Origin of the sequence: Aminobacter ciceronei, assembly GCF_014138625.1 — a bacterium.
In the GTDB taxonomy this organism is placed as follows: Bacteria; Pseudomonadota; Alphaproteobacteria; order Rhizobiales; family Rhizobiaceae; genus Aminobacter; species Aminobacter ciceronei.
On the sequence record NZ_JACJHY010000003.1, the window covers coordinates 263,950 to 283,810 of the forward strand.

A 19,861-nucleotide genomic window follows, 5' to 3' on the forward strand; every position below is an offset into this window, starting at 1 on the left:
CAGTAACTAGGGCGCCCCCTGGGCGCGAACCTCGATTGCCCGCATCGCGAGCTTTGCGAGGCCTGTTAAGGGCAATGGCGGCAGGCGTAAAGAGCCAACGGCTGCTCGAAGCTCAGTTCCGCCCCTGGAAGGCGTTCTCGACATGCACCGGCCAACGACGCGGCAGCACCGCCACCATGTCGAAACGCACCGAAAGCTTGCCATAGTCGGGCTGTCGCGCGAGCCACAAATCGGCAGCGCCCTCGATGCGCCGTTCTGACCCATAGGCGACGGCCTCCATCGCCTCGACCAGCGTTCTACGCGCCTTCACCTCGACGATCAGCACCAGGTCGCCGCGCCGCGCGATCAAGTCGATCTCGCCGAGCTTGGTCTTGTAGCGGCGAGCGACGATCCGATAGCCCTTGAGCATCAGCGCAAGCGCGGCCAGCCATTCGCCGCGATGGCCGCGGCCCAGTGCCTTCTGCCGGGTGCGCCGGTCAGTCACCGGATCCTTCCCGGAGCTCCAGCAATCGGCGATAAAGCGCCGGTTTCTGCTGGCCGGTCATGCGCGCGGCTTCCGCTGCCGCCTTCGACGCCGGCATCTCCTTGGCCAGCGACAGCAGGAGCTTGTCGACGTCGTCGGCCGTCTCGGTCCGTTCCGCGGGTGGCGCAACACAGATGACGATCTCGCCCTTCGGCGTGTCGGCCGCAGCATAGTGCGCGGCGAGTTCGGCCAGCGTGCCGGTGCGGATTTCCTCGAAGGCCTTGGTCAGTTCGCGCCCGATCGCTGCCTGGCGCGCCCCCAACACATCGGCCATGGCTTCAAGGGTGTCGGCCACCCGTCGTGGCGATTCAAAAAAGATCAGCGTGCCGGGCACGGTCCTTACCTCTTCGAGCCGCGTCCGCTTCTGGCCGTCCTTGACCGGAAGGAAGCCGCCAAAGAAGAACGCATCCGAAGGTAGTCCCGAGGCGGTCAGTGCCGCCAGCACAGCCGAGGCGCCGGGGATCGGCACGACGCGAATGCCGCGCTCCTGTGCTTGCCCGACAAGGCGAAAACCCGGATCGGAAACCAGCGGCGTTCCCGCGTCCGATACAAGTGCTACGCTGCGACCGTTTTCCAGTGCCTCGATCAGCCGCGGCCCGGCTTCGCCGGCATTGTGCTCGTGATAGGCGGTCGGCCGCTGGCGGATGCCGTAGCGGTCGAGCAATACGCGGGTAACACGCGTGTCCTCGCAGGCGACATGGTCGGCGCCGGCCAGGGTCTCCAGCGCGCGCAGGGTGATGTCGCCGAGATTGCCGATCGGCGTCGCCACCAGATAGAGCGCAGGCGTCAGCGGCCGCGCCGCGATCTCGGTCTGTCCGATGACATAGACCCGCTTGTTTTCGTTGTTCTGCACGCCGCCTCGCTTTCACCTTCTCCTTGGCATGGTCCGGTCCGGCTTGCAAAAGGATGTGATCGATTCTGCCATGGCTTTGCCACAGTGCGGGAAGCAAATCGCCGCCGCGGATCGGAACAGAGCGATTCGTGAACAGAGGCAATCGTACCGGCCATGCCCCATCGTTTCGACGCCTTCATCTCCCGCCTCGACGCCGCCACCAAGGCGGCTCCACCCTCACGCCTTGTAGGCGACCAGCACCGCACCCGCCGCGATCAGCGCGACGCCGAGCCAGTTCGCCGTGCCAAGTCGCTCGCCAAGGAAAATGACGCCAAACACCGCGACAAGAACGACGCTTAGCTTGTCGATCGGCGCCACCTGCGCCGCGTTTCCGAGCTTCAGCGCGCGGAAGTAGCACAACCACGACGCCCCCGTGGCCAGCCCGGAAAGCACGAGGAACAGATAGGTCTTGCTCGAAATCTCGCCGAGCGGCTGGAACTGCCCGGTGGCGGCAATGATTGCGCCGAGCACCAGAAGGATCACCACAGTCCTGATCAGCGTCGCGAAGTCGGAATTGATGTTCTCGATGCCGACCTTGGCGAATATCGCCGTCAGCGCCGCGAAAGTGGCTGAGAGAATGGCCCAGAACTGCCAGGAATCTAGGGCTGAATTCATGTTGGCTCCGTTGTTCTGATCTCTTGGCTGCTGGATCGTTGCTTGCCCATGCTGTACCGGACGCCTGAAAATTTCGAAATCGGGCTGATACCATGGCGACGCACAAGACCTATTCCATCTCCGATCTTCGCGACAGGCCGGATTTCGCTGATGACGTCGCCGACCGCATCTGGAACGCCTGGTGGCGTCAGGACGGCCACGAACGCGCCTTTATCAGGGGCCTCGTCGACGAGAATTTTGCCTCGACCGGCCTGCCGCAGGCGTTCGTCGCCCATGACGGCGACACCTTTCTCGGCACCGCTCACCTGATCGACAACGATCTCGAATCGCGGCCGCAATATTCGCCCTGGGTGGCCGCCGTCTGGGTCGACGAAACCGCCAGGAGGTCCGGCATCGGCGCGGCTCTTGTCCAGGCCGGGGCGGACGCGGCGTTCGGGCAGGGTTTCGACACCGCCTATCTCTGCGCCAAACCTGCCGTCTCCGCCTTCTACGAGCGCCTCGGCTGGCAGCGCATCGAGGAAGATGTCGAGGGGCTCAACGTTTTTTCGATGAAGCGTGGTGCCTGATCGGCCTTAGCGCAGGTGCCCCGGCACCCGCTCTTCCAGCAGCGTCACCAGTGCCGGGTCCATGAAAGCGTAGTCTTCGGGAATATCGAGGCAGACGACGCGCGCCTTCAGCGACCTGCGGAATTTCTTCTGTAGCTTGGTGCGGTGGGCCTTTTCCATCACGAAGATGATGTCGGCCCACACCACCAGTTCCGCTGTCAGCGGGTTCTCGGCATCGTGGTTTGTGCCAGCCGAGTCGACTTCTATGTCGCGCCGGGCGGCAAACACCTGCTCGGCCGTCGGGCTGCGCAACCTGTTCTGGCTGCAGACGAAGAGCACGTTCTTCATCGCAGTCCCCGCCTACCGCGCCAGGTCGGCCACGACGGCGTCCAGCACGATCATGCCCTCAGGCGTCGCGCGCAAGCGCGAATTGCCGATCGGTGCCACCAGCCCTTCGCCCTGCAGGATCGACAACCGTGCCGAAGACAGCGACTTGCCGGATAACTGCTCGTAGCGGGCGAGGTCGATGCCCTCGACCAGCCTGAGGCCCATCAGCAGGAACTCGTCGGCCTCTTCCGAGCGTGTCAGCGTCTCGCCGCCGACCACGCCATGGCCACGTTGCTCGACCAGTTCGACCCAGCGTTCCGGCAGCTTCTCGGCGATGGTGACGATGCGCGTGCCGTCCTCCAGGAAGCGGCCATGGGCACCGGGGCCGACGCCGACATATTCGCCGTAGCGCCAGTAGGTCAGATTGTGCCGGCTCTCGGCGCCCGGTTTGGCGTGGTTGGAGATTTCATAGGCCGGCAGGCCATGCGCCGCCGTTACGTCCTGGGTGATGGCGTAGAGCTCCGCCGCGTGCTCGCCGTCGGGGATCTCGAACTTGCCGGCATTGTAGAGCTGGAAGAAGCGCGTGCCTTCTTCGATTGTCAGCTGGTACAGCGACAGATGGTCGACGGCATAACCGATCGCCTGCTTCAGCTCCGCCGCCCAGGCATCCGGCTTCTGGCCGGGTCGGGCATAGATCAGGTCGAAGGACAGGCGCGGAAAAATCTCGCGTGCCAGTCCGATCGCATGCAGCGCCTCCTCGACATTGTGCAGCCGCCCGAGGAAGCGCAAATCCTGGTCGTTCAGCGCCTGCACGCCAAGCGAGAGCCGGTTGACCCCGGCAGCGCGATAGCCGCGGAAGCGCTCGGCTTCCACCGACGACGGGTTCGCCTCGAGCGTGATTTCAGCACTATCTGCGATCGTCCAGTTGGCAGCGATCGCCTCCAGCACGGCGCCGACCGTCTCGGGCCGCATCAGCGACGGCGTACCGCCGCCGAGAAACACGCTCGTCACCTCGCGCGGCCCGGTGCGGGCGCGCATGTTTGCTAGTTCCGTCGAAAAGGCGCGGGCAAAGCGCTCCTGGTCCACCGGCTGGTGGCGGACATGGCTGTTGAAGTCGCAATAAGGGCATTTGGCCGCGCAGAACGGCCAGTGCACATAGACGCCGAAGCCGGGGTCGCGGCTGAGCGACGCAAATGCCATCAGGCCGAACCGAGCATGGCACGGGCGAACTTCTGGAAGGCGCGGGCCCGGTGCGACAGTGCGTCGGCCTGGCCCGGCTTCCAGCCGTGCTTTTCGTCGGCGCTCATCTCGCCGAAGGTCTTGTCGAAGCCCTTGGGCAGGAATACCGGGTCGTAGCCAAAGCCTTTTTCGCCGCGCGGCGGCCAGACGAGATTGCCCTCGGCTTCGCCACGGAAATACTCGGCGTGTCCGTCCGGCCATGCCAGGCAGATGACGGCAACGAAGCGGCCGGTGCGCTGCGCGACGGCCTTGGCACCGCGCTCCTGCAGGGCGTCCTCGGTGCGCTGCATTGCCATGGCAAAGTCGCGCGTGCCATCCGGCTTTTCGGCCCAGTTGGCGGTGTAGACACCGGGTGCGCCGTCGAGCGCGTCGACCACCAGCCCTGAATCGTCAGACATGGCCGGCAGGCCGGTCGCGGTCGCCGCGGCCAGCGCCTTGATGTAGGCGTTTTCCTCGAAGGTCGTGCCAGTCTCGTCGGGTTCGGGCAGGCCGTATTCCTTGGCCGACTTGGCCCCGATGCCGAACGGCGCCATCAGGTTGGCGAATTCGCGCAGTTTGCCGGCATTGTGGCTGGCGATCACGATCTCATTGTCGGCAAGCTTGCGCATCAAAGGCCCCATAGTTTCGGCTCGGCGATCTCGAGCGAATTGCCACTGGGATCGCGGAAATAGATGGAACGGCCGCCATTGGGCCATTCGAAATCGGCTTCGATGGCTATACCCTCGCCTTCGAGCCGCGTCTTCCAGTCCTCGACTTCTTCGGCCGTGCCGGCAAAGCACAGATGCCCCGGGCCTGACGTACCATGCGGCGGCACCGGCAGCCTGGCATCGGGCTTCGGTGGCTGCCGCGTCGCCTCGGCGTAAAAGAGCAGAAGCACGCCCTGGCCGCAGCGGAAGAACACATGCCGCCCCGGCACCTTGGCGATCCGCTCCAGTCCCATCACCTCGCCGTAGAAGTTTTCTGCGGCATCGAGGTCGGTGACATAGAGCGCGGATTCGAGGATCGCCGAGGGCTGCATGGCGAGAGCCTCAGCCCACCGCCATCTTCTGCAGGTCGACCAGACGCGCAATGCCCTTGCGGGCGAGGCCCATCAGCTGCAGGAACTCTTCCTCCGAGAACGGCGTACCTTCGGCGGTGCCCTGGATCTCGACGATGCCGCCCTTGCCGGTCATGACGAAATTGGCGTCGGTGCCGGCCGAGGAATCCTCGAGATAGTCGAGGTCGATGACCGGCTGCCCATCATGGATACCGCAGGAGATCGCCGCGACATGGTCCTTCAGCACCTTGTCGATGCTGACCATCTGGCGCGCTTCCATCCAGCGCAGGCAATCGTACAGCGCGATCCACGCGCCGGTGATCGAGGCCGTGCGGGTGCCGCCATCGGCCTGGATGACGTCGCAGTCGACGGTGATCTGGCGCTCGCCGAGCGCCTGCATGTCTACCACGGCCCGCAGCGAGCGGCCGATCAGGCGCTGGATTTCCAGCGTGCGGCCGCCCTGCTTGCCGGAAGAGGCTTCGCGGCGCATGCGTTCGCCGGTCGAGCGCGGCAGCATGCCGTACTCGGCCGTCACCCAGCCCTTGCCGGTGTTGCGCATCCAGCCCGGCACCTTCTCTTCAAGGCTCGCCGTGCACAGCACATGGGTGTCGCCGAACTTGACCAGGCACGAGCCTTCGGCGTGCTTGGAGATGTTGCGCTCGAAGGAGATGGCGCGCATTTCGTCGAACTGGCGTTTGGAGGGGCGCATACGGCTACTTTCTATGGCGAAATCGGAAATTGTTGCCGGCTTGTAGCCCCATGGCCGGACCAGCGCAAAGGAAAACCGGTTCCGTGGCTGGAGCTGTTGTGTTCGCGGCCATGCGGTCTATATCATTTTGGACGGAGACCATGAAGCAGATGACCAAAGCGGTACCCGATCCCACGCTGCAATCGCTCGACATGCGGTCGCGTGACATCTTCCGGCGCATCGTCGATTCCTATCTCAGGGATGGCGAGCCCGTGGGCTCGCGTAACCTGTCACGCATGCTGCCGTCGTCGCTGTCGCCGGCGACCGTCCGCAACGTGATGAGCGATCTCGAGCAGCTCGGCCTCGTCTACGCGCCGCACATCTCCGCCGGCCGCCTGCCGACGCAAAAGGGGCTCAGGTTCTTCGTCGACGCCTTCATGGAGCTTGGCGATCTGCCTGACGACGAACGCCGGACGATCGAGGCGCAGGTCAAGGCTTCGGGCGAGGGCGCCACGCTGGAGCATATGCTGACCGAGGCGAGCCAGATGCTGTCGGGCATGTCGCGCGGCGCAGGCCTCGTCCTCGCCGCCAAGAACGAGGTCGCGCTCAAGCACATCGAGTTCATCCAACTCGAACCGACCAAGGCGCTCGCCGTGCTGGTGTCGCAGAATGGCGATGTCGAGAACCGTGTCGTCGAGCTGCCGCTCGGCGTCACCGTTTCGCAACTGCACGAAGCGTCGAACTTCCTGAATGCCCATATTCGAGGCCGTACCCTTGCCGAGGCCCGGCTGGAGATCGCCCGTATCAAGGACGAGACCAAGGCAGCCCTCGACACGCTGTCGCAGGACCTCGTCGAAAAGGGTCTCGCCGTCTGGGCCGGCGCCGAGAGCGGCCTGCCGGCGCGCCTGATCGTGCGCGGCCGCGCCAATCTGCTCGAAAACGTCACCGCCCAGGCCGACATCGAGCTGCTCAAGCACCTGTTCGAGGACATGGAAACCCAGGACGGGCTGATCCAGTTGCTCGACCTCGCCGAGGAAGGCTCGGGCGTGCGCATCTTCATCGGCTCGGAAAACCGGCTGTTTTCGCTGTCCGGCTCGTCGCTGGTCGTCGCGCCCTATCGCGACAAGGACGCTCGCGTGGTCGGCGCGCTCGGCGTCATCGGACCGACCCGGCTCAATTATGCCCGCATCGTGCCGATGGTCGACTATACGGCGCAGCTGATTTCGCGCATGCTGAGGTGAGCTGAAACTGCGGAGAACCGGACCATGGCACTCGAACAGATCAAGGCCCAGATAGCCGTGCTGCTCCAGGAAATGGTCAACCAGCCGGAGGATTCACACGAGTTGCAGGAACAGCTGCGCGAGAAGCTCTCCGAGTTGCGCGCCCAGGGCCTGCCGCTGCCCAAGGACCTCGTCGACCTCGAAAAGCGCCTCGATGACGATTTTTCCGAACAGGAAGAATGAGCAGTCGGGCGATCACGCCCCTTTGCTGGCCTTGTCCTGCTCGCCCCATGTCACCTGCCGGTAGTCGAAGCCATATTCCAGCGTTGGTTTGACGATGCGGAAATAGGGCGACAGGTCGAAGTCGCGCGGCGTGTAGAGCGAGTGGTGGCGGATGTGCATGATCTCCTGGCGCATGTAGGTCGACTGCGCCGAAGCGCGGCCGGGGGCGCGGGTGATCTCGGGCAGGATTGGATAGCGGATCTCACCATAGGCCTGCGCGATCATCGTCGAGCAGATGGCGCGTGTCGGGTCGCCGGAACCGAAGGCCAGCATGCGGCGGCGCCAGCGCACGGGCACCGGCGGCCGCGGAATGAAGTAGCGCAGCATGTCGGTGATGTTCTTGAGGTCGTATTTCAGCCCGAGCCTTTGCACCATGAACCTGACGACATGGTCGCGATCCTCCGGTGACAGGCCGTTGGCCCGGCAGATGCGGGTGTTGTAGGTGCGGTATTTCGACAGCGGCACGGCAACGCAGCCTTCTCCGAGATTGACCTCGATCAGCCGCGGCCGCTCCGATCCGTCCGTCGGCTCTGGCAGCGCGTCGCCGATATAGAGTGCAGAATGCGACCAGGTCGACTGCGTCAGATACTTGATGACGGCCGAAATACGCTGGTTGCCTTCGATCAGAAGGATGTCGCCGGGCTCCAGCGTTCGCCGCAGCGTGTCCGGGTCGGAAGGTGTGTAAGGCTCGTAGCCGGAGGATTCGACCTGCAGCCGGGAGGCGAGCCAGCGGCCGAGACGGTCGAGCAGGGTGTCGGTCTTTTGCGTCATGACGCACAGGACGTAACATGAGCCGGGCCGGCGATGCCAGCGGGGCAAACAGCTAGTCGGCTTCAGTTTCCGCCAAGGTTCCGCCGAGGTCGTCGCGGACCTTCTTGGCCAGCCTGCGCACCGTGCGCCGTGGCTTGTCCTCGAACAGTTCGGCGGCGTCAGCGAGGCACAGCTTGCGCAGCGCTTTCTCCGAGCGCTTGAGCAGCCTGACCAGCTGTTTCGGTTCCAGGCCGTCGAATGGCTTTTCGCCGGCCTCGATCAGCTGGCGCATAACGAACACGTCGTGCAACTCGCCCAGGCTTTCGCCGAGCGCTTCGACGCGCTCGCGGCGCGGCTTGACCGGCGAGGGCCACAGCTTGCGCAGCAGGGACAGGTGTGCGGCATGCCGCTTCACCGCCTTGCGCAGCTCATGAAAATCATCCGCTTCGCCGCGCTCGCGGGATTGCTGCAGCGCCTTGCGCGCCCGCCTCAGCGTCGCCAAGGCGCCGTCGGCCAGGACGTCGGCGGCATTCTCCGGCAGGTCGGGCAGAGCGAGGGACTGCAGCGCTTCGAAACCTGCCTGGCATTCGCCGATTGCCGTGTCGAGTACGGCGTCCAGGCCTGCATCGCCATGGGCTGCCTGCGCGCGATGGCGCACCAGCATGGCGCGGATTGCGATCAGCCCGGCGTCTGCGGCGTACTCGGCGAAATCCTCAGCCAGCCGGTCGATGGTTTCGATCAGCGCGGTCGCCTGCCGTGGTGCCGCGATCGAGGCCGAGATGGCGCGGTAGCGGTCGTTCTCCGCGCGGCAGAAGGCCTCGTCGCCCGGCCACACCAGGTGCAGCAGCGCGCGCAGCGCCTTGAGCCGCCTGCGCGCCTTGTGCAGCGCCTTGTCGGGATTGTCGCGGGCGGTGACCAGATGGGCGGCGATCTTCTCGATCTCTTCGCCGGCGATACGGCGGACCTCGCCGGTAAGCGCCAGGCGCGGATCGATGCGAAAGCTCATGCAACGGCCTCCGGGACGTCGTCGCTGTGGGCAAGCGACGCATTGTAGTAGCGCGGATCGCCGGTCACCTCGCGGCCGAGCCAAGCCGGTAGTTCGGATGCCGGAACATCCTCCGGCGTCTCGAGTTCCGCGATGATCAGCCCCCTCAGTTCGCCTCCGAAAACGTCGATCTCATAGAGGCGGCCACGATGGCTAACATGGTGACGTGTCTTCTCGATGACACGGCCGATGGCAAAATCCATCATCTCCTCGGCCTCGGCGAGGGGCACCTGATACTCGAATTCGTCGCGCACGCGACCCCTGGAGCCGAATTTCAGCGTCAGCGTCGCCACTTCGCCATCGGAGATGCGCAGCCGCACGGAGCGGCCCGTATTCGAGGCGAGATAGAACTGGCGGATGCGGATCCTGCCTTCGACAAGGCTTCGCCACTCCTGTCCGTTCACGAGGAACTTGCGTTCGACTTCCTTGGCCATGGGCGCCAATAAAGCGCGGCCCGACAGCCGGTGCAACATTTCATTTGACTTTAATCAATCGATTGATTAAATCGCCGAAATGAGCAAGACACAAACCCCGCAAAATCCCTCCGCAGCCGACGCCACCCGCCTGGCCCTGGTGATGGCTGCCCTGAAACTGTTTGGCCGCCAGGGCTTCGACGGCACCTCGACGCGCGAGATAGCCACCGCAGCCAATGCCAATATTGGCTCGATCGCCTATCATTTCGGCGGCAAGGAAGGGCTGAGGCTGGCCGCAGCCGACCATGTCGTGGCGACCATCCAGGCGATCGCCAGCCAGGCGCTCGGCAATACCGGGCTGGCCCAGCCGCAAGTAGTCTCCGCCGAAGAGGCCGAGTCCCAGATCGAGGCGGCGGTAGAGCGCATGGTCGGTTTCATGGTCGCCCGCCCCGAGGCTGGCGAGATCGTCCAGTTCGTGCTGCGCGAGCTGTCGACGCCGACCGATGCGCTCGACCGTATCTACACCGGCGTGTTTGAGCCGGTGCACCGCAGGCTGTGTCACCTCTGGGCCGCCGCCACCGGCGAGGAGGCCGAGAGTGAGCGCGTCAGGATCAGCGTCTTCATGATGATCGGCCAGGTCGTCTACTTCCGCATCGCCCGCGCCGCGGTCCTGCGCCGGATGGGCTGGGTCGACATCGGCCCCGCCGAAGTCGGCAAGGTCATCGGCATCGCCAGGGAAAACGTCGCAGTCATCATCGCTGCGCGAAAGGCAGGAAAGCCATGAGTGTTCTGTGTTCCATACCCTTTGCCGCACAGCTGTTTTCGGCCTGTGCCGGCCCGGCACCTCTGGCCGTCGGTTATGTCGAGGGCGACTATGTCCAGCTCGCTCCCATCGAGGTGGCGCAGGTTGAAACCGTCTCCGTCCGCCGCGGCGACCGCGTCGAGGCAGGCAAGCCCGTCGTCACGCTGGAAAGCGGCGACGCCAGGATCGCGGTGACCCAGGCCGAGGCAGCCCTTGCCCAGGCAGAGGCGCAGCTCGCCGACCTCAAGATCGGCAAGCGTCCCGACGAGATCGCCGCCCTCGAGGCAGCCGTGCGCTCCAGCCAGGCCCAGGCCGACGATGCCCAGCGCAGCCTGACCCGTACCCAGGATCTCGCCCGACGTTCGATTGCCACCCAGGCCCAGCTCGACGACGCGACGACCAAGCTCGAGGTCGCCCAGGCGGCCTTTGGACAGGCCACAGCCAATCTCGCCGTCGGCCGCCTGCCGGCCCGCAGCGAGGTGATCAAGGCCGCCGAAAAGCAGGTCGAGCAGGCCCGCTCAGCGCTCGGCCAGGCAGAGTGGCGGCTGTCCAAGCGCACGCTGACCGCACCCGCCGCCGGCCGCATCAACGACGTCATCCGCAATGCCGGCGACACCGCCGGCCCGTCCTCGCCGGTGCTGTCGGTGCTGCCCGACGGCGCGGTCAAGCTGACCTTGTTCATCCCGGAGCGCGCGTTTTCCTCCGTTCATGTCGGCACCCGCCTTGCCGTACGCTGCGACGGCTGCGCCGACGGGCTCACCGCCAAGGTCAGCTACGTCTCGCCCGATCCCGAATTCACCCCGCCGGTCATCTACTCGCTCGAGAACCGGCAGAAGCTCGTCTACCTCGTCGAGGCGCGCCCTGAAGGCGCCAACTCGGCGCTGCAGCCGGGCCAGATCGTCGATGTGGCACTGGAGAAGGGAGCAGGGGAGTAAGGCAGTAGGGCAGGCCAGGCGCGTTGCAGCCCTGTTGCCCTATTCACTTACTGCCTTGTCTACGGCACCCATGAACGCCATCGAAGTCACCAACCTCGTCAAGCGCTTCGGCGACAAGACCGTCGTCGACCATGTCACCATGACCGTCGCCGAAGGCGAGATCGTCGGCTTCCTCGGGCCCAACGGCTCGGGCAAGACAACCACCATTCGCATCATGTGCGGCCTGCTGACGCCCGACGAGGGCGAGGGCCAGGTGCTGGGCTACGACTTGCGCAGCGACAGCCTCAAGATCAAGCGCGAAGTCGGCTACATGACGCAGAAGTTCTCGTTCTACGAGGACCTGACGATCGGCGAGAACCTCGAATTCGTTGCCCGGCTCTACAAGCTCAGACCTGTCGAGGAGCATGTCGCCCGAACCCTCGAAGAGCTCGGTCTGACCACGCGCCGTAACCAGCTTGCCGGCACGCTGTCGGGCGGCTGGAAGCAGCGCCTGGCACTCGCCGCCTGTATCATGCACAAGCCGAAGCTGCTTCTGCTCGACGAACCCACCGCCGGCGTCGACCCCAAGGCGCGGCGTGAATTCTGGGACGAGATCCACCGCCTGGCGCGCGGCGGGCTCACCGTGCTCGTCTCCACCCACTACATGGACGAGGCCGAGCGCTGCCACCGCATCAGCTACATCTCCTATGGCAAGATGCTGGCGTCGGGCACCGTCGAGGAGGTCGTGCGCAATGCCGGGCTGACAACTTTCGTCGTCTCGGGCCCGCGGCTCGACCAGATCGCCTCCGCGCTTGAAGGCCGGCCCGGCGTCGAGCAGGTCGCCCCCTTCGGCGCGACGCTTCATGTCGTCGGCTCCGACAGGCAGAAGCTCGAGGCAGCCCTTGCCGACATCGGCAGCCGCGAAGGCGTGACCGTCGCGCCGGGCGAAACCAGCCTCGAAGACGTCTTCATCCAGTTCATGGCCGCTTCCAGGGACAATATGTCATGACCGCCAACGGCTTCTTTTCCTTTGCGCGGCTCGGTGCGCTGCTGACCAAGGAATTCATCCAGATGCGGCGTGACCGCATCACCTTTGCCATGATGCTCGGCGTGCCGCTGATGCAGCTGGTGTTGTTCGGCTTCGCCATCAACAGCGACCCCAAAAGCCTGCCCGCAGCACTGCTCGCCACCAGCAACGACCAGTACACGCGGGCCATGGTCTCGGCGCTGCAGAACACCAACTACTACCGCTTCGACCACATCGCCCATACCGCCGCCGAGGCCGAGGAGCTGATGGCCAGCGGCGAGGTTGCCTTCGTCGTCACCATCCCAGCCGATTTCGGCCGCCGGGTGGCGGCCGGCGACGCGCCGCAGATCCTGATCGAGGCCGACGCCACCGATCCCTCGGCCTCCAGCGGTGCTGTGTCTACGCTGGGCACGGTGGCCAACCAGGCGCTGCTCAGGGCCCAGGGCATGGAAGCGTCTTCCGCCGAGACCGCCAAGGGGCAGCTCGAGGTCGTCGTCCATCGCCGCTACAATCCCGAGGGCATCTCGCAATACAACATCGTGCCCGGCCTGCTCGGCGTCATCCTGCAGATGACCATGGTGATGATGACGTCGATGGCACTGACCCGCGAAACCGAGCGCGGCACGATGGAAAATCTGCTCGCCATGCCGGCGAGCCCGGCCGAGATCATGCTCGGCAAGGTCTTGCCCTATCTTGTCGTCGGCGCGGTGCAGGTGACGGTGGTGCTGGTCGCCTCCAAGCTGCTGTTTGCCATCCCGTTCATCGGCTCGCTGTCGTTGCTTCTGTCGGCGATCCTGGTCTTCGTGCTGGCGCTGGTGCTGCTCGGCTACACCATCTCGACGATTGCCCGCACCCAGATGCAGGCGATGCAGCTGACCTTCTTCTTCTTCCTGCCGTCGATCCTGCTGTCGGGTTTCATGTTCCCCTATCGCGGCATGCCCGGCTGGGCCCAGGCGCTGGGCGAGATCCTGCCGCTGACGCATTTCCTGCGCATCATCCGCGCCGTCATGCTGAAGGGCGCAGAGCTGCCGGCCATCGCCGTCGAAGTCGGCATTCTCGGCCTGTTCGTTGCCGTATTCGCTGGGCTGGCCCTGTTCCGCTTCCGCCGCACTCTGGACTGAGAAGGTCTGGCAGCTGCCTTGTGGCATGAGCTTTTGCGCCGCCCATGGCTCTGCTAGGCTGCCTGCTCCCGGCTGAAGGTGCGGCACATGCTTCGTGGCGGACTACGCAACGCGCTGACAGCGCTCCTGCTGCTTTTCGCTGGCGTCGGCCAGGCGAGGGCCGACGACCTCTATTCCGTTGGCACGATCACCAGCGGCACAGCGCCCGAGCGGCGCGACATCGGTTTTGCCAATTGCCTGCGCAATGTCGTGGTCCGGGTCACCGGCGACAGCAGGCTGCTCAATGAGCCGCGCCTTGCCAAACAAGCCGCGCATGCCGGCGAGCTGATCGCCAGCCACAGCTTCCGCGACCGCATGAGTGGCACACCTATTCATGACGAGCAGGGCAGCTACGACCGCCCGCACGACCTGACCTGCGTCTTCGACCGCGCAAAGCTCGACGCCTTCTTGAAGTCGTTCGACCACAAACCTTGGCTCAAGCGTCCAAAACTTGTCGCCGTCATCGGCGCCCTCGACATGAAGGGGAGGGCCAGCATGCTGGCCAGCGACAGCATTGCCCCGCGCGATGAAGACATGCGCGCAGCACTCGTCAGCGCCGCCGACAAGGCAGCCTTGCCGCTTCTGCTGCCGTCGCAGCAACAGTTGATGCACGCGGGGCTTTCGGCTTCGACCCTCGCGAAAGCCGATCCGGCGCGCCTCGGCACCCTGGCCCGCATGGCCGGCGGCGAGCGGGCGCTTGTCGGCACCATCGTCTGGAACAGCAAGCCTGCCGGCTGGGTCGCCGAATGGCGCATCGCCGACGCGTCGCCCGCCACGCGCTGGGGCATTTCAGGCGTCGGCTTCGATGACGCCTTCCGCAACGCCGTCTCAGGCGCCGCGCAGGTGCTGTCGGGGCATGAGGCGCCGTAGTGGCGCCGCCTTGTAGAGGCGGGGCGCTCCGGGTCTGCGAGGCCGCGCCTATGAGGTTGGCGATTCCTCTCCCTCACGAAATGGGAGAGGTGGCCGTGTAGCGCCCGGAGAGGGGTGCTTGGCGAAGAGACTTGGCCCTCCGCTATGGCTCCGGGCGTTCGTCGTTGGAAAAGCCAGATCGTTGGCTTTTCTTGGCCTGCGGCCAACACTCCTCACCCCATCAGCGACCTGACCCGCTTCTCGCCACCAGCCTTGCGCCACGCATTGAACCTGTGCGTCGCCGCCGCGAACGAGATCTTCATCGCCTGGGACACCGAGTAGCGCGACTTGCCCTCGTCGAACATGCGGTAGCAGCATTCGACGCCGTCGGGCGTCAGCTTGCCGTCGCAGGTCTTGTTGTGCGGGTTGGCCGGGTCGAACTGTTCCGGCTGCGGTTCGAGCATGCCCTTGAGGCGGGCGAGGTCTGCTTCGATGCTGGCGATCAGCTCGAGCACGGGCTTGGGGTCGATGTGATGCGCCTGCTGCTTGGCCGCCATTGTGCATTCCTTCTATCAGGTGAGATTAGGCTATATAGCCACACATTCCCCTATAACAAGGCGCGCTGTCGCACCTGATTTGGCATGCGGCAATAGATCATACCTGGGGTAAGCGCGCATTGACCGGGAGGCGTCGAACACCTAGTTTAGAATCATTCTAAACTGGAAGATTCGCAGATGTTGTCCCGTGTCTTCGGCTTCGGCCGCCGCGCCTTCGATTCCTTGTCCGAGCAGGAGATCCTGGCTCTCGCCATTTCGTCGGAGGAGGATGACGGCCGCATTTACCGCGCCTATGCCGACGGCTTGCGCGACGCGTTTCCGCAATCGGCCAAGGTGTTCGACGCCATGGCCGAGGAGGAGGACGGCCACCGCGCCGCACTCATCGAACTGCATCGGGCCCGTTTCGGCGAGCGCATACCGTTGATCCGCCGCGAGCATGTCCGCGGCTATTACGAGCGCAAGCCGGACTGGCTGGTGCGTCCTCTCGGCATCGACAAGGTCCGAGACCAGGCAGAGGACATGGAACGCCAAGCCTACCGCTTCTACATCGAGGCGATGAAGCGGACGAGCGACGCCTCGACCCGCAAGCTGCTCGGCGATCTTGCCGCGGCGGAGCAGGGGCACGAAACGCTCGCCCAGCGTCTCGGCGACAAGCTGGTGCCCAAGGACGTCAAGGACGAGGAGCTGGCTGGCGAACGTCGCCAGTTCATCCTGACCTATGTCCAGCCGGGCCTAGCCGGGCTGATGGACGGATCGGTGTCGACGCTGGCGCCGATCTTCGCCGCCGCCTTCGCCACCCAGGACACCTGGCAGACCTTCCTCATCGGCCTGTCCGCCTCGGTCGGCGCCGGCATCTCGATGGGGTTCACCGAAGCCGCCCATGATGATGGCAAACTGTCCGGTCGCGGCTCGCCGCTCAAGCGTGGCCTCGCCTCGGGCATCATGACATCAGTGGGTGGCCTCGGCCACGCTCTGCCCTATCTCATCCCGCATTTCTGGACCGCCACAACGGTCGCCGCCATCATTGTCTTCTTCGAGCTCTGGGCCATAGCCTTCATCCAGAACCGCTTCATGGAGACGCCGTTCCTGCGCGCGGCCTTCCAGGTCGTGCTCGGCGGCGCGCTGGTCTTCGCGGCGGGTGTGCTGATCGGCAATGCGTGATGCCTGGGCGTTGCCCATCACCCTTTCCCCGTGAAGGAAGGGGGGGGGGAGGGGCCGTCGGCGTTGCGGCCGTATCCCCTCCTTACGGGGAGAAGGTCCTGCAGGCGATTAGGGGTAGCGTATTCGGTCATGGATAGAGGGGGCGCGAAGGAGCCTGACCTACCCATGCACGTCCCGACTATCCCCCGGCGCTTCCGCCCGCTCGTTCAGCCCGTAATCGCGCACGACATGGGCAATGCGCAGCCTGTAGCCTGAAAACACACCGCCGCGCCCTGCCATCTGCGCCTGCCTGTGTTCCTCGGTGTTGCGCCAGGCCTCCACCGCTTCCTCGTCGCGCCAGAACGACAGCGACAAAAGCTGCTTCGGATCGGCCAGGCTCTGGAACCGCTCGATCGACAGGAAGCCGTCGATGCTCTGGAGCAGCGGACGGAGGTCGGCGGCGATGCCGAGATAGGCGTCGCGCCGGCCCTCCGCCGGCTCCACCTCGAAGATCACGGCGATCATGGCTTCACCAGTGGCGCATGCGGCCCCGACGCCAGCTTCAGAAAGATGCGATCCTCCTTGAGGATGAACTTTTCGCGGCGCGCAAATTCATAGTTCTCACGCCCCAGCGGGTCGGCGGCGAGCCGTGCCCGATAGGCTTCGTAGGCCGCCAGGTTGTCGATGTTGTAGACGCCGTAGGCCGTCGTCGCCGAACCCTCATGTGGGGCGAAGTAGCCGACGAGGTCTGCTCCGCAGCGCGGGATCGCCTGGCCCCAGTTGCGGGCATAGGCCTCGAAAGCCGCTTTGCCGAACGGGTCGATCTCGTAGCGGATGAAGCAGGTGATGGTCATCTTTGTCTCCGGAAGTGTTGGCAATGGTTCGGCCGGCGTCGAAGCATCGGGCCGAGGTCGCGTGCTAGCGCCAGAAGGGTTTTGCGGCTTCACGTGTCGCCTCGCGGCGGCTGAGCCCGATGTCGTCGAGCTGTTCGTCGGTCAGTTGGGAAAGGTCGAGCCGTTGCAGATGCCTGTCGTAGCCGCGGAACAGGAACGCCAGCACCCGGCTGAGCGCATCCAGCGGCAGGCGTCTCGGCGTGGTGGCGAATTCGCTTCTCGTCGTCATGGCTCACTCCTCTGTCTGGTCGGAGACTACGCCTTGCCTGGCGAGAATGCTTCGACTAGCATCGAACCATGGAGGTAGAAGCGCCATGAAAGAAGGTCCCGATATCGCCCGCATCGCCAGCCTTGTCGGCGACCCGGCGCGCGCCAACATGCTGACCGCGCTGATGGATGGCGGCGCGCTGACAGCCAGCGAGCTGGCGCTTGAAGCCGGCGTGTCGCTGCCGACGGCCAGTTCGCATCTCGCCAAGTTGATGGACGGCAAGCTGCTGACGGTGGCGAGCCAGGGCAGGCATCGCTACTACGCGTTGTCAGGTGCCGAGGTCGCCAACATGATCGAGGCGATCAGCGGCGTCGCCGCCCATTCCGGGCCCAGGCGCGCGCGTCCGGGCCCACGCGACAAGTCGATGCGCGAAGCCCGCGTCTGCTACGACCATCTCGCCGGAGACCATGCAGTGGCGATGTTCGACCGCCTCATTGCCCAAGAGATCATCGTCCGCGACGACGAGGAGATCAGGCTCGGCCCGGCGGGCCAGGGTTTCTTCGCCGCCATCGGCATCGATACCGCGACGCTCGGCGCCTCGCGCCGGCCGATGTGCCGCGCCTGCCTCGACTGGAGCGTCAGGCGTTCGCATCTGGCGGGATCGCTCGGCACTGCGATCCTCGACAAGATCCTCGCTGAGAAATGGGCGCGCCGCCCAACAGGCAGCCGCGTCGTCGAATTCACCCCGCCGGGACGCAAGGCTTTCGAGAAGCTGTTCCTCTCCTGACGCCCGATCCGTCGCAGCCACGCCGCTGACAGCCCCTGGCGATGTAACCGCGCCGCGAAACCTGTGGATAATTTCGCGGCAATTGGTCGTTACATCGGTGACGCAAAAGACACATCTTAATCAATGCCGCCCGATCCGGTCTAAATGCCTAGAAAAAAACATGATTCAGCCCTGATCGGGCGCATTTTCACACGAAGATTAACATCGCGTTCACCGAAGATTCACACCCGCCGGCTATGATCGCTTTCACGTTTCGGGACGAGCCCCGGGCGGACAGGGATAAGAACAATGGCTATCTGGAACCACCTCACTTACGCCGCTGTGGCGTTTCGCGAATTCATCGCCCCGACCTACCGCCCCGAGCGTCACTACATGCGCGGCCCGGGACCTGCCTGCGCGCGCCGCTCCGGCTCGCTTCAGTCGCGCGTGACGTTCCACTGATCATGACCGTTACCGGACGTCACGAAAGCCGCATCGCGCGGCCGACCAGCGATCATCGCTCGACCACCTTGCGCGGCGAACGCCGGGCAATCATCGCCACGCGCCTGTAAGGCTTGCTCGCTACGCCGGCGGCGCAATGCCGGCCTGTTTCAAGACGAGCTCTTCAAGACACGATGACGAACCGGCGCGCTGCTTCTTTGCGGATGCGGGCGCCTTGCCGATCGGCCCGTTCATACGGGCCGTTCCGCCTTCACCACATGGCGTGGCTGGCGTTCAGCTCCTTCAGCACGGCATCCTCCTTGAGAACCGTGCACAAGCGCGCGATGTTCGGCCAGGCCAGAGCGAGCTTGGCCGGCTCCGGGTGCCAGTACGCCAGCATCAGCAGATAGACGTCGGCGATCGACATATGCGTGCCGGCGAGCCAGTCCCGGTCTTGCAGTGCCGCCTCGACAACGCCGAAGCTGCGCTCCGCCTCTGCGATTGCGGCTGCCTTCACCGCCTCGATGCCATGAGCGTCCGTGGTATAGCGATGAGCGTAATATTCGCGCAGCAGCGCCGGATAGGTCACCGATGTCAGGAAGGCCATCCAGCGCAGGAAGTCGGCGCGCCCAGACGCATCCACTGACGGTGCCAGCCGGGCGTAGGGATGGCGTTCGGCGATCAGCTGGCACATCGCAGCGGACTCCGTCATCGCCTGTCCGTCGGGCAGCACCAGCGCCGGCACCTGGCCAAGCGGGCTGATCTTGCGGAACTCTGATGGGGGCTCGACGCCCTTGACCACCTCGATGCGCTCGAATGGCACACCCGCCAGGGCGAAAGCCGCCTCGACGACAAAGCCGCCGCTGCCGGCGCGTGTGTAAAGCCTGTACATTTCTGCCCCCAGCCGTTCTTCCCCGGCGCTCGGATATGACATGCCGCCGACATCCTGCTCAAGGCGGGCAGGCGCTTGCCAGGATCGATTTTTCGCCGGTCCAGCCGCTACGGCCCTGCTGCGCTGCATGATCCCCTTAATCGGGATCGATTTTCGCATTCGACCGGCGCGCGGCCGAAAAAAACTCTGCTAGCCTGTCGAAATCCGTCGAGGTGGCGCGACTTCCGTTCGGCCCGCGACGACGCGGCCTGGAACAACAGGAGACCACAATGCAGTACATGCTTCTGCTTCATCACGACGACACGCCCTTTGCGGCGGCGAGCCCGGAAGACCAGGAGAAGATGAGCGCGCCCTACATGGCCTACAATGAAGCGCTGATCAAAGCCGGAGCCATGGTGTCGGGCGAGCGTCTGCGCGGCGCGTCTTCGGCGACGACAGTCCGTGTCCGCGACGGCAAGACCGAAGTGCTCGACGGCCCTTTCGCCACGACCAAGGAGCAGCTCGGCGGTTTCTACATCATCGAGGCGCCGGACCTTGACGCCGCGCTCGGCTGGGCGGCGCGTTGCCCAAGCGCCAATTACGGCATCGTCGAGGTCCGCCCGATCTGGCCAACCCGCTAGCATGGCTCCCCATTAGC

Annotated in this window: 28 protein-coding genes; 12 read left to right on the forward strand and 16 right to left on the reverse strand. The window is 65.0% G+C overall.

The features are described from left to right. Positions 1 to 112: 112 nt before the first annotated feature. The 3 genes from HNQ95_RS05185 to HNQ95_RS05195 all read right to left on the reverse strand — a co-directional run bounded on the left by HNQ95_RS05185 (position 113) and on the right by HNQ95_RS05195 (position 2,030). Positions 113 to 484: a YraN family protein gene (locus HNQ95_RS05185; RefSeq protein ID WP_067954578.1), complete on the reverse strand. Its 372-nt coding sequence runs from the start codon at positions 482 to 484 to the stop codon at positions 113 to 115. Beyond that, positions 477 to 1,376: a 16S rRNA (cytidine(1402)-2'-O)-methyltransferase gene (rsmI, locus tag HNQ95_RS05190; protein WP_182573542.1), complete on the reverse strand. Its 900-nt coding sequence runs from the start codon at positions 1,374 to 1,376 to the stop codon at positions 477 to 479. The genes HNQ95_RS05185 and rsmI overlap by 8 nt, the downstream gene beginning before the upstream one ends. Positions 1,377 to 1,592: 216 nt before the next feature. Then, positions 1,593 to 2,030 carry an EamA family transporter gene (locus tag HNQ95_RS05195; protein ID WP_067954574.1) on the reverse strand — a complete coding sequence of 146 codons (438 nt, stop codon included), beginning with the start codon at positions 2,028 to 2,030 and terminating at the stop codon, positions 1,593 to 1,595. Positions 2,031 to 2,122: 92 nt separating this feature from the next. On the opposite strand from HNQ95_RS05195, the gene HNQ95_RS05200 reads away from it, so the two are divergent. Further along, positions 2,123 to 2,596: a GNAT family N-acetyltransferase gene (locus HNQ95_RS05200; protein WP_154384694.1), complete on the forward strand. Its 474-nt coding sequence runs from the start codon at positions 2,123 to 2,125 to the stop codon at positions 2,594 to 2,596. 6 nt (positions 2,597 to 2,602) lie between these two features. Here HNQ95_RS05200 and HNQ95_RS05205 read toward each other — a convergent pair whose 3' ends face one another. Genes HNQ95_RS05205 through rph form a run of 5 tightly spaced genes read right to left on the reverse strand, consistent with a single transcriptional unit; the run spans position 2,603 to position 5,886 of the window. Beyond that, the gene (locus HNQ95_RS05205; protein ID WP_154384695.1) at positions 2,603 to 2,923 is read right to left on the reverse strand and encodes a low molecular weight protein tyrosine phosphatase family protein; all 321 of its coding nucleotides are present in this window, start codon (positions 2,921 to 2,923) and stop codon (positions 2,603 to 2,605) included. A gap of 12 nt (positions 2,924 to 2,935) precedes the next feature. Further along, complete coding sequence (hemW, locus tag HNQ95_RS05210; protein ID WP_182573541.1) at positions 2,936 to 4,102, reverse strand: radical SAM family heme chaperone HemW; 1,167 nt, start codon at positions 4,100 to 4,102, stop codon at positions 2,936 to 2,938. Further along, positions 4,102 to 4,749 carry an RdgB/HAM1 family non-canonical purine NTP pyrophosphatase gene (rdgB, locus tag HNQ95_RS05215; protein ID WP_154384697.1) on the reverse strand — a complete coding sequence of 216 codons (648 nt, stop codon included), beginning with the start codon at positions 4,747 to 4,749 and terminating at the stop codon, positions 4,102 to 4,104. Before rdgB ends, hemW begins: the two co-directional genes overlap by 1 nt. Beyond that, positions 4,749 to 5,159 carry a VOC family protein gene (locus HNQ95_RS05220; RefSeq protein ID WP_067954565.1) on the reverse strand — a complete coding sequence of 137 codons (411 nt, stop codon included), beginning with the start codon at positions 5,157 to 5,159 and terminating at the stop codon, positions 4,749 to 4,751. The genes rdgB and HNQ95_RS05220 overlap by 1 nt, the downstream gene beginning before the upstream one ends. A 10-nt stretch (positions 5,160 to 5,169) precedes the next feature. Continuing rightward, positions 5,170 to 5,886, reverse strand: a complete 717-nt coding sequence (rph, locus tag HNQ95_RS05225) for a ribonuclease PH (RefSeq protein ID WP_067954563.1) — start codon at positions 5,884 to 5,886, stop codon at positions 5,170 to 5,172. 149 nt (positions 5,887 to 6,035) lie between these two features. Here rph and hrcA point away from each other — a divergent pair, with 149 nt between their 5' ends. Both hrcA and HNQ95_RS05235 read left to right on the forward strand, forming a co-directional pair. Beyond that, positions 6,036 to 7,106, forward strand: a complete 1,071-nt coding sequence (gene hrcA / locus HNQ95_RS05230) for a heat-inducible transcriptional repressor HrcA (protein ID WP_067965763.1) — start codon at positions 6,036 to 6,038, stop codon at positions 7,104 to 7,106. A gap of 24 nt (positions 7,107 to 7,130) precedes the next feature. Continuing rightward, entirely contained in the window at positions 7,131 to 7,328 is a 198-nt protein-coding gene (locus HNQ95_RS05235) for a hypothetical protein (RefSeq protein ID WP_067954561.1), read from the forward strand. Positions 7,329 to 7,340: 12 nt separating this feature from the next. On the opposite strand, the gene HNQ95_RS05240 is transcribed toward HNQ95_RS05235, so the two are convergent. From HNQ95_RS05240 to HNQ95_RS05250, 3 genes are read right to left on the reverse strand one after another with little or no spacing between them, the layout of a single operon-like run. After that, the gene (locus HNQ95_RS05240) at positions 7,341 to 8,138 is read right to left on the reverse strand and encodes a YiiX/YebB-like N1pC/P60 family cysteine hydrolase (RefSeq protein ID WP_067954559.1); all 798 of its coding nucleotides are present in this window, start codon (positions 8,136 to 8,138) and stop codon (positions 7,341 to 7,343) included. A gap of 52 nt (positions 8,139 to 8,190) precedes the next feature. After that, positions 8,191 to 9,123 carry a CHAD domain-containing protein gene (locus HNQ95_RS05245; RefSeq protein WP_182573540.1) on the reverse strand — a complete coding sequence of 311 codons (933 nt, stop codon included), beginning with the start codon at positions 9,121 to 9,123 and terminating at the stop codon, positions 8,191 to 8,193. Then, positions 9,120 to 9,596 (reverse strand): CYTH domain-containing protein, encoded by a 477-nt coding sequence (locus HNQ95_RS05250; RefSeq protein WP_067954556.1) that lies wholly within the window; start codon positions 9,594 to 9,596, stop codon positions 9,120 to 9,122. The genes HNQ95_RS05245 and HNQ95_RS05250 overlap by 4 nt, the downstream gene beginning before the upstream one ends. Positions 9,597 to 9,675: 79 nt before the next feature. Between HNQ95_RS05250 and HNQ95_RS05255 the strand changes: the two genes are divergently transcribed. The 5 genes from HNQ95_RS05255 (at position 9,676) to HNQ95_RS05275 (ending at position 14,348) form a co-directional block, all read left to right on the forward strand. Continuing rightward, positions 9,676 to 10,359: a DUF1956 domain-containing protein gene (locus tag HNQ95_RS05255; protein WP_154384699.1), complete on the forward strand. Its 684-nt coding sequence runs from the start codon at positions 9,676 to 9,678 to the stop codon at positions 10,357 to 10,359. Further along, positions 10,356 to 11,312: an HlyD family secretion protein gene (locus tag HNQ95_RS05260; RefSeq protein WP_067954551.1), complete on the forward strand. Its 957-nt coding sequence runs from the start codon at positions 10,356 to 10,358 to the stop codon at positions 11,310 to 11,312. Before HNQ95_RS05255 ends, HNQ95_RS05260 begins: the two co-directional genes overlap by 4 nt. A gap of 70 nt (positions 11,313 to 11,382) precedes the next feature. After that, complete coding sequence (locus HNQ95_RS05265; RefSeq protein ID WP_067954549.1) at positions 11,383 to 12,300, forward strand: ABC transporter ATP-binding protein; 918 nt, start codon at positions 11,383 to 11,385, stop codon at positions 12,298 to 12,300. Next, a complete protein-coding gene (locus tag HNQ95_RS05270; RefSeq protein WP_154384700.1) occupies positions 12,297 to 13,439 on the forward strand; it encodes an ABC transporter permease in 1,143 nt (380 codons plus the stop codon). The genes HNQ95_RS05265 and HNQ95_RS05270 overlap by 4 nt, the downstream gene beginning before the upstream one ends. A gap of 87 nt (positions 13,440 to 13,526) precedes the next feature. Then, the gene (locus HNQ95_RS05275) at positions 13,527 to 14,348 is read left to right on the forward strand and encodes a DUF8605 domain-containing protein (protein ID WP_067954545.1); all 822 of its coding nucleotides are present in this window, start codon (positions 13,527 to 13,529) and stop codon (positions 14,346 to 14,348) included. 212 nt (positions 14,349 to 14,560) lie between these two features. Here HNQ95_RS05275 and HNQ95_RS05280 read toward each other — a convergent pair whose 3' ends face one another. Beyond that, the gene (locus HNQ95_RS05280) at positions 14,561 to 14,884 is read right to left on the reverse strand and encodes a hypothetical protein (RefSeq protein ID WP_067954543.1); all 324 of its coding nucleotides are present in this window, start codon (positions 14,882 to 14,884) and stop codon (positions 14,561 to 14,563) included. Between the two features lie 177 nt (positions 14,885 to 15,061). Between HNQ95_RS05280 and mbfA the strand changes: the two genes are divergently transcribed. Further along, complete coding sequence (mbfA, locus tag HNQ95_RS05285) at positions 15,062 to 16,045, forward strand: iron exporter MbfA (protein ID WP_067954541.1); 984 nt, start codon at positions 15,062 to 15,064, stop codon at positions 16,043 to 16,045. A 159-nt stretch (positions 16,046 to 16,204) separates the two neighbouring features. Here the strand turns inward: mbfA and HNQ95_RS05290 are convergent, their stop codons facing one another. From HNQ95_RS05290 to HNQ95_RS05300, 3 genes are all read right to left on the reverse strand, one after another. Further along, positions 16,205 to 16,549, reverse strand: coding sequence for an antibiotic biosynthesis monooxygenase family protein (locus tag HNQ95_RS05290; protein WP_067954539.1), 345 nt, complete (start codon positions 16,547 to 16,549; stop codon positions 16,205 to 16,207). Continuing rightward, positions 16,546 to 16,878 carry an NIPSNAP family protein gene (locus tag HNQ95_RS05295; protein WP_067954537.1) on the reverse strand — a complete coding sequence of 111 codons (333 nt, stop codon included), beginning with the start codon at positions 16,876 to 16,878 and terminating at the stop codon, positions 16,546 to 16,548. Before HNQ95_RS05295 ends, HNQ95_RS05290 begins: the two co-directional genes overlap by 4 nt. A 64-nt stretch (positions 16,879 to 16,942) precedes the next feature. Beyond that, positions 16,943 to 17,146, reverse strand: coding sequence for a DUF1127 domain-containing protein (locus HNQ95_RS05300; protein WP_067954536.1), 204 nt, complete (start codon positions 17,144 to 17,146; stop codon positions 16,943 to 16,945). Positions 17,147 to 17,231: 85 nt separating this feature from the next. Here HNQ95_RS05300 and HNQ95_RS05305 point away from each other — a divergent pair, with 85 nt between their 5' ends. Together HNQ95_RS05305 and HNQ95_RS05310 are read left to right on the forward strand one after the other, a co-directional pair. Beyond that, the gene (locus HNQ95_RS05305; RefSeq protein WP_067954534.1) at positions 17,232 to 17,912 is read left to right on the forward strand and encodes an ArsR/SmtB family transcription factor; all 681 of its coding nucleotides are present in this window, start codon (positions 17,232 to 17,234) and stop codon (positions 17,910 to 17,912) included. Positions 17,913 to 18,200: 288 nt separating this feature from the next. Further along, positions 18,201 to 18,353 (forward strand): hypothetical protein, encoded by a 153-nt coding sequence (locus HNQ95_RS05310; RefSeq protein ID WP_169808285.1) that lies wholly within the window; start codon positions 18,201 to 18,203, stop codon positions 18,351 to 18,353. A 250-nt stretch (positions 18,354 to 18,603) separates the two neighbouring features. On the opposite strand, the gene HNQ95_RS05315 is transcribed toward HNQ95_RS05310, so the two are convergent. Next, the gene (locus HNQ95_RS05315; RefSeq protein WP_182573539.1) at positions 18,604 to 19,224 is read right to left on the reverse strand and encodes a glutathione S-transferase family protein; all 621 of its coding nucleotides are present in this window, start codon (positions 19,222 to 19,224) and stop codon (positions 18,604 to 18,606) included. Between the two features lie 269 nt (positions 19,225 to 19,493). Between HNQ95_RS05315 and HNQ95_RS05320 the strand changes: the two genes are divergently transcribed. After that, entirely contained in the window at positions 19,494 to 19,844 is a 351-nt protein-coding gene (locus HNQ95_RS05320; protein WP_067965761.1) for a YciI family protein, read from the forward strand. Positions 19,845 to 19,861: the final 17 nt, after the last annotated feature.